Genomic DNA, 12,153 nt, shown 5'->3' with positions numbered 1-12,153 from the left:
GAAAATAGCTATTTTAAAATTGAATTTTTATACCGATGCAAATCTTCTTTCGTATCGATGTCAAAAAAATTGGTAGTTTCTTTAGGGCAAAGCACTTCTTTTTTCTTTTTATTGATGAATTCTTTTGCGCCCTTGTCTCCTTTTATCAATAGTAAATCTGAAAAATATTTTTTAGGAAAAATAGCAGGAACACCTAATTTTTCTCCATAGTTAGATGCGATAATCCTATCCTTATTTTGTTGAAACAGATGAAGCATGGCTTCTAAATAGGTAACATCAATAGCTGGTTGATCTGCCAGTAAAATAAAAATACCCTCAAAATTTAACTCCTTTTCTTTAAAATAATTGATTCCCGCAATGATGCTTGAACTTAATCCGTCTTCAAAATTAGTGTTCTCAATAAATTGGATGTTTTCTAAAGGTGTTTCCGATTTAATTTTATCCGCATTTGCTCCTAAAACACAAAAGATAGTTGAAGAAGAAATGGTTTGTACTTTCTCTAAAGTAAGCTCTAAAAGTGTTTTATTATTGATTTTTTCTAGCTGTTTTATACCATTCATTCTCGATGATTTTCCAGCAGCTAAAACTAAAAATGCAATATTTCTCATCAACTTAATTATTGATTTTTCCTGTAAGGTTTCTCAAAGAAAAGGGTTCTTTTTTTCTGATAACAGATAGAATTTCGGCAACAATAGAAACCGCAATTTCTTCTGGAGTTTGTGCACCAATATGCAAACCTGCTGGCGTGTAAATGTTGTCTAAAAATTCGTCGGAAAGATCTGGGACAAACTCAAAAAGCTCATTAAACAAACGCTCTCTTCTGTTTGGTGCGCCTAGAATACCAATATATTTAGGTCTGTATTCAGATAATTTTATAACATATTTTAAATCTTGCACGTAACTATGATTCATAATTACAATAGCCGTGTTTTCTTCAATATTTTTAAACTGAATGGATTCTGGAGAATCACCATTTACCGAATTTGCTCCCGGAAAATCTTTTATTTGTTTACTATCTTTTACGCAAGTAATCACATCAATTTCCCAACCTAAGGTAGCGGCTACTTTACAGAGTTTAACAGCATCATGTTCGCCTCCAATTATAATCAACCTAAAACTAGGTTGTATTATTTGAGAAAAAATGGCAACCTCATTTTTCTGCTGATAATTGAAGAAGTCTGAAAATATAAATTGTTCTTTGTTCTCAAAAGTTATTACAGAACCAAAATTACCAAAAGCTTCATTTTCGGCTGTAAAATAACTTTCTATTTTTATAGTTTCTCTGTTATCATTTACTTTAGAAAAGTGATTTAGAAACGCATCAGAAACTAAAAAGGGTTCAATTAAAACATATAAAATGCCTTCGCAGCCTAATTTGTATCTACCATCGTAGGTAATCATTTTTGGTTTGTTATCAGCAAAAACACTTTTTGCTCTGTGTATAATTTCTTTTTCTACACAACCACCACTTACGGCACCAACAGAATTTAAATCTTCAGAAATTAACATTCTAACACCTGGTTTTCTGTAAGAAGATCCTTTTAAATGTACTACAGTAGCCAAAACATTTTTCAACCCCTTTTGCTGATTGATGGCTGCTTGATTGATGATTTCTTTGAGTTCGTGATTCATTGATAAAAACTAATTTGGAAATTTAAATATAAAACTTTTAACCAACCTATTTTTGGTGATTCTAAAAAGAATACCCAATGGCAAAGTTTAAAACGGGTTCGTCTGCTCTAAAATCCCAACGTTTTCCTTCTTCTAAAGAAGGATCATGAAAAGGAGCCGCTAAATCGAAACGGATAACAAAACCTTGCACATCTACCCGCAAACCAAAACCTGCACCCATACCTAATTCATTTATAAAGTTCGACGTAAATTTATCTGTAATATTACCATCATCATCATTAAAATCGGCATTTGAAACAGTATTCCAAACATTTCCTGCATCTGCAAAAACAGCACCTTTTAGAATAGAATATATGGGAAAACGATATTCTAAATTTGCTTCTAATCGGACATTACCTGTTTTATCAAAAAAAGAACTATCATCATCTGTATTATTACCGTCATAAGTCCCAGGGCCTAGAGACCTAGTACTAAAGGCTCTTACACTATAAGGTCCGCCAGAATAATATTGTTTTACAAACGGAATAACATCAGAATTGCCGTAAGCATACCCATAGCCAGCAAAGAATCTGGAAGCAATGGTTTGTTCTTTTTTAGAACCAAAATTATAATGATACCTTACATCTAGATCTGCTTTTGCATATTGTGCATATTCTAAACCCAAAAATGTATTCGTTTCAGCTGTTTTTTTATCAAACAAACTAATAGAATTACCAGCAACATCTAATGTAGTTTGTAAATAAAATTGATGCTCTTTTGCCGCACTCAGCATTTCATTATAGGTAAAAGAAAAGGTAAGTCCGCTTATAAATTGCTGTTCAAAACTGCTTTCTAAATACGAGTTGTTGTCTAAGATTTCTTGAAATGCATCGGTAGTATTTGATAAACGAGTATAACTTACCGAAATAGGATTAAACTCGTAGGTGATGTATTTATTTGCATTCCAAGTATACCCAAAAAGACCTGTACCAGATAACAGTGTATACAAATCGCTTCTGTTTAAATACGTGGCACTTAAACTCATTTTAGTTTTCGGAATAGAATAATCAAAATAATCTTTATTTATAGAAAAAGGAGCGATCACTCTAGGGAAAATGAGTTCACCTTTTAGTCCCAATTCTAAACTAGTTAATCCAGAACTACTGCTAAATATTTGCGTTTCATAACCAATATTTGTGCTAATGTTTAAAGTTTCACCGCCTTTAAATAAATTTCTATTACTATAGGTAAGGGATAACTCTGGGCCAGCAAAATTGTTAGATTTAGAAACCGCTTGTAGTTCTGCACGTATGGCGCGTTTTGTTAATGGAGATAAAAATATATTAGCTTCTAAACTACCTAGGTTTGTTAGGGAGTCTGTTATTTCTTTGTATTGTATGTTTACAAATTTATATACACCAATGGAAGAGAGTTTTCTAGCAGTATTTTTAGAAGTTAATGGATTAAATAAATCACCTTCTTTTAAAGTGATAAATTCATCTAAATATTTTGGTTCAAAAAACACTGTATCCTGATGATATGTTTTTTCTTGAAAACGATTGTTTTTTACATCTGTAGAATCATTTAAATTATAATTCGGATAAACATTGATGCTTTTAATTTGATAAGGAATGGTAGCTTTTTTAGGAACGTTGGCTTTTAATTTTAAAAATAAATCGAATTTTTTACTTTTATATCTATTCGTATCAGCTTCAAAAAGTAGAAATTCCGAATTAAAATTATAGTATCCTTTGTTTTTTAATTCGGTATCTAATCGTTGTCGTTCTAATTTTAAACTTCCCAAATCGAAGCGCGAATCGTTTTTGATAGGAGAGGAGGTCGTTAAATTTTTTACCTCTTCATAAATTGGCGAAACCATACTGTCTATTTTGTAAGTAGCCATTTTATAAGGTTTCGGTATTTTTAAACGATATATTATAGATGCTTCTTTTTCCTTTTCCTTAAATGTAGAATTAATAGTACTGTAGAAAAAGCCATAATTTTCTAATTTATTTCTTAAAATGTCTTTATTCTCTAACTGATTTATATCCGATTGATAGACCGGGTTTTGTCCGAATTTTTTAAACAACCATCTATTTAGAAAGTTGGTTTTTTCTTGCTGATTTTTATAGAAATAATACAACCCCAGGTGCATGCCAAGGAATTTTGTATTCGGTTGCTGACTTAATACAGAAGATAAATCTTGTTGTAATTCAGATATTTTCTGTACCGTAGAATCTGCTTTAATTTCTATAGAAGCACCCGTGTATAAACGTTTATTTTCTGGTATGTAATTTTTAATACCACAACCGTAAATAAACACGAATAGTACTAATAAAATGCTATATTTTTTATAGGATGCTTTCAAAATTTAGTTACTTTTTATTTTCTAAATTATCAACGTTACTCGTTTTTTGGCGCTGTTTTGTTTTCCTTTTTATTTGTGTTCTCTTTTTCCTTTTTCGAACGTAAAATAGAATTCCAAAGTTGTTGAAATTCATTAAATTCTTTGGTGAAAATTAAGGCAATTCCGTTTACAATTATTTGTCCGTCTATTACATTTTCAAATTCACTTTTTCTAAAACCTTTAAGTCTATATCTTCCGTCTTCAGTAATTTTGTACTCTAAACTCACGTTACCAATTAATGGAGATTTCTCTTCCGTAGAACTACTTCCTTGTATGTCTACTTCGCTACCAACTCTTACGGTTAAACGATCATTAAATAATTTTTTCTGAGCAGCAACATCTAATTGCGTTCTATCTGTTGGCGCGTCCCCTTGGTAATCTGTAAAACTATTTAATCCAAAATCTAATTCGATACCAGAACCTCCGAGAATTTTATCAGAAAAAGCATTTAATTGCCCCGAAACAGCATCATTTAAATTGTTTCTAGCAATCGTAGCAAAACCACCCGAACTACCATCACTACTCGTATCTGGGTAAAACCTACTTAAAACTAGTAAAGAAAAAACTTGCTTATTTAACTCGTCTTCTTGTTGATTAACTTGTTGCACACGTTCGTAAACCTGACCGCCAATGGCACCCTGCTGCTCTTCTGGCATGTCTAAATTAAAAGATATTTTTGGTTGTAACAATTCGCCACCAATATTTAAATACACATTAAAAGGCAATACTTGTTTGTACTTATTTTTTGTTGATGAATCTTCCCCTGAAATTTGTGAGGCCATTAAATCAGACGCTGAGGTTTTTAAAGTATACGTTGTACGAATATCTAACTTGGCATCAAAAGGATCTCCGGACCAAGAAATTCTACTTCCAGGAACTAAAACAAATTTTCTATCAACAACATTGTATAAGTTAAGTTCATAGTGTCCGCTTGCAACTTCATAAGCACCTGTTAAAGACAAACGCCCATTTGGCGTCATTTGAAAGATGAAATCACCATCACCAGAAACCTTAAAGTTGTCGCCAGTATTTTTATCAATGATAACTTTAACGGCTGCTTTTTTATCAATTTTCAGGAATGCTTTTACATCAAAACCAGTAATGGTTGCAGTTTGTTCTTCTTTTTGTGTTAAAATGGCATCAGGATTCTCTCTATTTACAAAAGCAACAACACCATCTCTTTCTTCTATATTTGTATAGCTAGATGGCAACACATAGGTAACATCTGTATCTGAACCAACTACTAATTTTGCATTTAATTTAGGGACTTGCAAATTTCCAGTTAGTTTTGCATCCACATTAAAAGATACTTTTCCGTAAAGAGATTCGTTGTCTTCTTTTGTAGCATTTAGCACTCTAAATTTATTTGCTTTAATCTCTAAATTAAATGTAGGGTTTATAAAACTCTTGGTTTTAATGTCTCCAGAAACTACGAGTGCGTTTTTTTCTGCATCTAATATGGTAAAATTAGACATGTTAAAACCACTGTTATCTACCTGTAAAGTTTCATCCTTTAAATTGAATTTTGCATTTAATTTGGCAACTTTAAAAGCTGCATTTGTAAAATGTAAACTTCCTTTATATTTTGGGTCGGATGTTTTTCCGGTTACTTTAAAATCTCCAGAAAAACTGCCAGAAGTTTCTTTAATTTCGCCTAATGAAAATGTGTTTAAAGCTTTCATTTTAAAATCGTTAATTAGTAAATCTAAATTTAAACTAGCATCATTATTTTCTACCAAATAGTCACCTTTTAAATCTAAATCTACTGTTCCTTCTTTTAAGGATGCGTTAAAATCATATTTTCCGTTTTCTAAAGACTTTGCATCTACACTTAATTTACCAAAGTCTGTTTTTAAAACTTGTAGTTTACTAATGCTTAGATTGGCAATAATACCAGTATCACCAAAAGGTTGTTCTAAAATAAAATCGCCATTTAAAACTCCGGTTGTAATTTCTTTTTCGGGACTTAAATAATTGAAAACTTCATTGATCTCAAAGTTTTTATAATTGATGGCAATATGATCATTAGCAATACGCGGAATTTTATCTGTAATTTCTATAGATTGATTTCCAAGATTTATTTTAAAATCGTAAAATGTTAGTTTATCATTCTCAAAAATAATGGCATTGGTTTTAGGGATTTTCCAATTATTGCTATTCAATAATAAACTGTCTTTGTCTATGGTAAACTTTAATTTATCGCTATTTCCAGTGATGGACGTGTTTACATTCATCAATTTTTCTCCCTTATAAAAACCTAAAAAATTAAGAGATAATTCGTTGTCTTTTTGGGTTCCGGTAATTATAGTTTTTGGCACATTTAAAGGGCCTGCGGTAATTTCCTTAAATCCTAAATTAAAGTTGAAATCCTCTTTATCTGTATGCATAGAAAAAGCCAAACTGTCTAGTTCATTATCGCTAAAATTAATGTGAGGAGCCGTAATATTAGCAATCAGTTTTCTTTCTTTCTCTTTAAAATCCACATCAATATTTATGGTGTCTAAATCTTTTAAATTAACCAAGAAGACATCTCTTAAAAGTGGCGTTTGAGAAATTTTTGCTTTTAATTTTAAATTTACAGGGCTTTTAATAGTGTCAGAAACAGTAACATTTCTATAAAAATAACTAGCAACATGACGTTGTAAAGCGGTGCTAAAAGTTTGTGGGTCTGTGTTTGATTCTAAATTTAAATCAATCATCTTATTTTTGATAGAAACAGCTGTTGTGTCTTTGTCTACAAAGGCATTTGCAGTGAAGTCTCCTACCAAAAAGGTGCTATTATTATAGACGGCCACACCATTTTTTATATTGCTTTTTAGCGTGTAACTTTCGGCGTTTCCTTTAAAATCTAAAGAAAGTTTTAATCCGGTCTTTACCTTACGCTGCATGATACCAAGCGCCTCTAAATCTGCACCAATTAGATTTAGATTTACAGTTGCTTTGGTGTTTATAGAATCTAAATTTACATTCGCATTTAGGTCTAAGTTTAAATTATCATCTTTATAGTTGGAAGAAAATGTTCCTTTACCGTTTTTTAATTCGCCTTCTATATTTAGGTCTTTAAGGGGATAGTTTTCTAATTGAAACTTAGAAATAGTCGTTTTTAAAGTGGCGTCCAAATCCTGAATATTCTTACCACTTCCTTTAGAGTTTAGGGTAATGCTTAATTCACCAAACTTAGGGTTCATTAAAAGAGTACCAACATTGTAATTTTCAATTTGGATATCGGTAGTATAGTTGATTTTAGTTCCGTTTTTAAAGATTCCTTTAATTGTAGCAATACCTTGCGATGTCTTTATTTGTGTATTAGTACTAATATTACTTAAAGTACCATTGATGTTGCTCGTTATTAAAATGTCTTCCGGTAAATGAATACCTAATGCTTTTTCATCTACAATTTGTAAAAGATCATTTCGTTTTGTCTTTGCTTTAAAGTTAGAAATGTTCAGTTGTAATTTATCTGTATCGGTAACGTTTTTAAAGTTTCCGTCTAAAGAAATTTTTGTGGAATTTCCCCAATTAATATTGGTGTTAGAAATGTTTACATCAGCCAAAGAACCATCAATATTTACAGTTCCGGTAAGGCTTCTTTTACTTAGTTTATTAATGTATTCGTTCTCTTTTAATGTTGGTTGAAACTTAAAAAGAGTTTCTAACCAAAGACTAAACGATGGTATTTTTAATTGAATATTTGTTTTTTCTGGTGATGAAATTAATTGCGAAATTGATTTGTAATTTGCTTTTGCAAAACCAGAGATTTTATTTTTATCAATCTGAATATTTATATCTGAAACTTCAAATTCGTTGTCACTAAGTTTTGTGTTTAATGCGAATTCTTTTAAATTGAATCCAGATTTTTCTTCAAAATTAAATGCATTTAATTGTAAACCTGCTTTTTTGTCTTTTAAGAAAATATCAGCAACTTTTAGTGTCAAGTTTTCTAAAACAATCGCATTCGGATTAAAAGTGTTTTTAACAACCTTTTCATTATTTACAAAATACTGAATCTTGTTGTTTTCTATATTAATATCGTCTATTTGAACCTCAAAATCTGGCCAAACAAAATCATTGTTGACATTTGTTGTTTCTGTAACAGCTGAATTCGTTGAAGTTGTTTTTAAGAGAATATCAGAATTTTTAAGCTGAAGAGTGGTAAGGTTAATTATGTTTTTTGATAAATTAATTTCAGGGATTTCTGTATAAAACTCAGCAATCTTTACATCTGCTATTAATTGATCTTGCGGGTTTTCAAAATAAGCTTCAACCTTGTTTAAAGTAAATTTGTTTACAGATAAAGTTGGTAAATCAGATTCTGTAGTTGGCGTATTTGAAATTACAGGCTTTTGAATAAGTCTAATATTTGTGTTAGAAAGTGAAATTTCATCAGCATTAAAAATCATTTTTTGCAAATCAACTTTATCCATATTGGCAGTTAGATTTCCAATTTTAAAATGACTGTCAATTCCAAGAACATCATCTTTAAAAACAACATTAATATTTGATAAATCAATATTTCCAAGAACAATATCTATAGGCTCCGAGGTTGTTTCTTCAACAACAAGAGTTGGTTCTTCTGATGCAAATGCATCTATTAAAAACTGAAAGTTATATCCAGAAAGACTGTCTTTTCTTATAATATTGGCACGTAAACCATTCCATTTTAAGTTATCTACACCAACGGCACCTCCTTTAATCATTCCCCAAAGAGGTAGGTTTGCTTCTAAAGATTTAGAATACACCAACGTATCTCCTTTGGTGTCTTCTAAATACAAACCATCTAATTGCAAACCACCTTTAAAAGTTAAAAATAGTTTGTCTACAGTAATTTTAGTGTTTGTTTTACCCGTAACATAGTTTACCGCTTTATCAACAATAATATTTTGTCCCCACGGACTTCTAATCATTAGAATCAATAGCGTAATAAAAATAAAAAAGCCTGAAAGGACTCGCAAGAATCTTCTTAAAAAGCGATATTTTTTATTCTTTATTTTTTTAGACACTGTTACATACAATTTTAGTTGAGCAAATGTAACTTGCTATTTCTATTCAAATTATCCTTATATCATAAACTTTTAACTCTTTTGCTAAAATTTAACGATTATAGGTCTTTTAAAACGGTGGTAATATATTTTAACCTGCTATTTATAGCCAATTTTACAAGTTTCACACTGATACGTGTCTTTATTTATAATAATGCCACTAATATTATTTTCTACAATTTTATTGATAAAATTATTATAGGTTTGATCATCTCCTAGTAATTTGTTTCCTTTATTTTGCTTGTAGAATTCTCCTTCCCATTCTTGTTTTCCCCAACAATTTGGGCAAAGACCAACAGGTGCTTTTTTTGCAGTATTTCCTTCCGCTTTATCGTTAAAGTAATTTTTAATATTTGTTAGAATGCTCATAAATTGTGGTTTTTGGTTATACGATTTCTGTTTCTATAATAATATCACTTAACAAGGTTTTATGAACAGGGCATTTAGCAGCAATCTCTTTTAAACGTTGCTTTTGTTTATCATCTAGATTGCCAACAAACTTTAATTTCTTCTTTAAATGATCAAAATGAGTTGGTTTTTCTACATCAATATTTAAATCGTCACTATGTTTTTTAGAATAGGTGATATAAACAAAAACCTCTTGTAAATCCCATTTTTTACGTTCGGCATACATTTTTAAGGTCATTACTGTACAAGCAGCCAAACCTGCACTTAAAAAGTCATACGGAGAAGGACCAAAATCATCACCACCAACACTTGCAGGTTCATCAGCAATAAACGAGTGTTTTTTAGTCTGAATAGAAGTGGTAAAATTGTCTTCTAACAAGTTTAAATGACCAACTAATTGCTCACCCTCCGTAGAAATCATGTTATTTTCTTCAGGTTCAAAATAACGCTCCACCCAAGTACCAATCATATTACCCACATAAATGCTATCTGAAGGTTTTGACAATAAATGATCTGCATCGTCTAAACTTATAAAACTCTTTGGATGCATGGCATTATGGTAAATTTCATGCGCATTTTCTATTCCGACTACTTTATCGAAAGGAGCGTGCATTACCAAAATTGGCTTGCGTAAGTCTTTTATGATTTTTGGTAAATCGGTTTTGCCAAAATCGTTTACAAAATCTTGATTTATTTTAAAAGGACGACCTCCAATTTTTACTTCAACATCTCCTTTTTCTGGAATTTCTTCTGTTCCATGTGAAAATAAATGGGTTACATGCCCAACAGTTGCAGGTGCGCCAACAGTGGCAACCGCTTTTATGTTTGCTAATTTTGAAGCTGCTACAATAACAGCTGCTCCACCCAAAGAATGACCGACTAATAAAGAAGGTGCTTTATAGTTTTTTTCTAAAAAATCATTCACCGCTAATAAGTCTTCTACATTGGCAGAAAAGTGACTTTCAGCAAATTCGCCTTCACTTCTTCCTAGTCCTGTAAAATCGAAACGTAAAACGCCAAAACCATGATTAGACAAAGAACGACTGATATTTTTTACGGCATTAAAATTACTATTGCAAGAAAAACAATGTGCAAAAATGGCAAATTGATTCGGTTTTTCATTTGCAGGTAATTCTAAATACGCTTGTAATTTTAAGCCTTTTTTATTTTCAATTTCTAATCTAATAGTGTTCATGCTTCTGTTTTTTAGGTAGTCGGAATAAGGTGACTAACTTTACGTTTGTCTATGTTTTGTGAAAATTGCTGTAATAAAAATGTCAACTTAGGGTTGATGTAATTCTGACAAAAAGGTTTATCAGGATTTGATTGGTAATAATTCTGAAATTCTTCTGTATTCGGTTTAAACTCTTTAAAGGTTAATACTTTTGTAATTATTTTATCTTTAAAACTGACTTGTAATTCTTTAATTATTTTTAAACAATCTTCTTTTTGTTGATGTGTGAAATAATAAATAGCAGAACGGTATTTTGTTCTCATAGAATGATTACTCGTACTTTTATGTGTGAATAAATGAATTTCTATCAATGTTTTTAAATTGATTTTATCAGTATTAAAAGACACAATAACGGCTTCAGAAAACGTGTTATTTTTTTCTGTGGATGCAATCCAACCTTGTTCCACTTTATTTACGCCAACTAAGGTTTGAAAAACGGCTTCTGTACACCAATGACAACAACCACCAAAAGCAATTTTGGTTAATTCCATGTCAGTTGTTTCCTTTCTGACCAATAAGATTCTGGATCAACTTTTAAAGTATTTAAGACTTCAATTTCATCAGCAGACAAGGTAAAATAATTCAGTTTTAGATTTTCTTTTAGTTGTTCTGTTGTTCTTGCTCCACTTAAAACAATACTTTTCGGAATTGTTTGCTCGCAATATTTTAGAGAAATAGCATCTACACCTACGTTGTGTTTTTTAGCTAATTTTTCTAAAGTAGCATACATTTTATTGTAATTCGGATAGCTTTCATTCTTAAAAACTCGTCCATTAGCCAAAGCTTCTTTAATGACAATCGATTTATTCTGACGAGTTAATTCGGCAATTACTTCTTGTAAACTTTGGTCTAAGAAATTATAAGTTACTTGGAATACATCAAATACTTGCTCTCCATCAACCAAAACATTCAGTGCTTTTTTAATTACTTCAACCTGGTTGGTTCCTGTGGTGGTCAATCCTATTTTTAGGTTGAATTCTTTTTTTAAATAAGCTAAATATTCTAAGACTTCTTTATTTTCTAAAACACCAGTTTCTAAAGTTGCAGAATGAATTTGATACACTTTTAAATAGGGCAGGAGTTGTTTAGAAAAATCCCATTGCTCATTTAACTTAGACAAACTATGTTCTTTTACTTCATGAACCGTTGCGTTAACATCAAAATTGGCCGTGTAGGTATAGCCCCATTTTGTGGCGATTTCAATAGTGTTGTCGTTTTTAGTTTGCACCCATTCTAATAATAATTCTTCTGCCAAACCATAACCAGGAGCGGTATCAAAATATCGAATTCCTAAATTATACGCTTCTTCTAATACAGAAAAACTGTGTTTTCTAAATTCAGCTAAGTTGGAGTTGTCACAGCTTTCTGTTCGGACATTAATGTATTGTGGTCTTCCTAAAGCTGCGGTTCCTAATCCTAATTTCATATTTGTATTATTTTAAGAGACCTCACAG

8 protein-coding genes are annotated in these 12,153 nt (G+C 31.0%); all 8 read right to left on the bottom strand.

The features are described 5' to 3' along the window. Positions 1-8: 8 nt before the first annotated feature. On the bottom strand, positions 9-608 hold the full coding sequence (locus JOP69_RS10010) for an NTP transferase domain-containing protein (protein WP_203394304.1): 600 nt from the start codon (positions 606-608) through the stop codon (positions 9-11). 4 nt (positions 609-612) lie between these two features. Continuing rightward, positions 613-1,632 (bottom strand): XdhC family protein, encoded by a 1,020-nt coding sequence (locus JOP69_RS10005; RefSeq protein ID WP_203394305.1) that lies wholly within the window; start codon positions 1,630-1,632, stop codon positions 613-615. 61 nt (positions 1,633-1,693) lie between these two features. Further along, a complete protein-coding gene (locus JOP69_RS10000) occupies positions 1,694-3,979 on the bottom strand; it encodes a BamA/TamA family outer membrane protein (protein ID WP_203394306.1) in 2,286 nt (761 codons plus the stop codon). Between the two features lie 35 nt (positions 3,980-4,014). After that, positions 4,015-8,922: a translocation/assembly module TamB domain-containing protein gene (locus JOP69_RS09995; protein WP_203394307.1), complete on the bottom strand. Its 4,908-nt coding sequence runs from the start codon at positions 8,920-8,922 to the stop codon at positions 4,015-4,017. A gap of 234 nt (positions 8,923-9,156) precedes the next feature. Then, positions 9,157-9,426 (bottom strand): hypothetical protein, encoded by a 270-nt coding sequence (locus JOP69_RS09990; RefSeq protein WP_203394308.1) that lies wholly within the window; start codon positions 9,424-9,426, stop codon positions 9,157-9,159. 16 nt (positions 9,427-9,442) lie between these two features. Continuing rightward, positions 9,443-10,660 carry a bifunctional alpha/beta hydrolase/OsmC family protein gene (locus JOP69_RS09985; RefSeq protein ID WP_203394309.1) on the bottom strand — a complete coding sequence of 406 codons (1,218 nt, stop codon included), beginning with the start codon at positions 10,658-10,660 and terminating at the stop codon, positions 9,443-9,445. Positions 10,661-10,671: 11 nt separating this feature from the next. Next, on the bottom strand, positions 10,672-11,190 hold the full coding sequence (locus JOP69_RS09980) for a peptide-methionine (S)-S-oxide reductase (RefSeq protein WP_203394310.1): 519 nt from the start codon (positions 11,188-11,190) through the stop codon (positions 10,672-10,674). Beyond that, positions 11,181-12,125 (bottom strand): aldo/keto reductase, encoded by a 945-nt coding sequence (locus tag JOP69_RS09975; RefSeq protein ID WP_203394311.1) that lies wholly within the window; start codon positions 12,123-12,125, stop codon positions 11,181-11,183. Before JOP69_RS09975 ends, JOP69_RS09980 begins: the two co-directional genes overlap by 10 nt. Positions 12,126-12,153: the final 28 nt, after the last annotated feature.

Source organism: Polaribacter sp. Q13 (assembly GCF_016858305.2).
Classification (GTDB): Bacteria; Bacteroidota; Bacteroidia; order Flavobacteriales; family Flavobacteriaceae; genus Polaribacter.
The sequence above is the reverse complement of the archived record's forward strand: the minus strand, read 5'-3'. Positions and strand labels throughout refer to the sequence as shown.

What these genes read in the sequence shown, in the direction of transcription:
- JOP69_RS10010 (WP_203394304.1), bottom strand. Translation starts at nt 608, where the DNA reads ATGAGAAATATTGCATTTTTAGTTTTAGCTGCTGGAAAATCATCGAGA.
- JOP69_RS09975 (WP_203394311.1), bottom strand. Translation starts at nt 12,125, where the DNA reads ATGAAATTAGGATTAGGAACCGCAGCTTTAGGAAGACCACAATACATT.
- JOP69_RS09980 (WP_203394310.1), bottom strand. Translation starts at nt 11,190, where the DNA reads ATGGAATTAACCAAAATTGCTTTTGGTGGTTGTTGTCATTGGTGTACA.
- JOP69_RS09995 (WP_203394307.1), bottom strand. Translation starts at nt 8,922, where the DNA reads ATGATTAGAAGTCCGTGGGGACAAAATATTATTGTTGATAAAGCGGTA.
- JOP69_RS10005 (WP_203394305.1), bottom strand. Translation starts at nt 1,632, where the DNA reads ATGAATCACGAACTCAAAGAAATCATCAATCAAGCAGCCATCAATCAG.
- JOP69_RS09990 (WP_203394308.1), bottom strand. Translation starts at nt 9,426, where the DNA reads ATGAGCATTCTAACAAATATTAAAAATTACTTTAACGATAAAGCGGAA.
- JOP69_RS09985 (WP_203394309.1), bottom strand. Translation starts at nt 10,660, where the DNA reads ATGAACACTATTAGATTAGAAATTGAAAATAAAAAAGGCTTAAAATTA.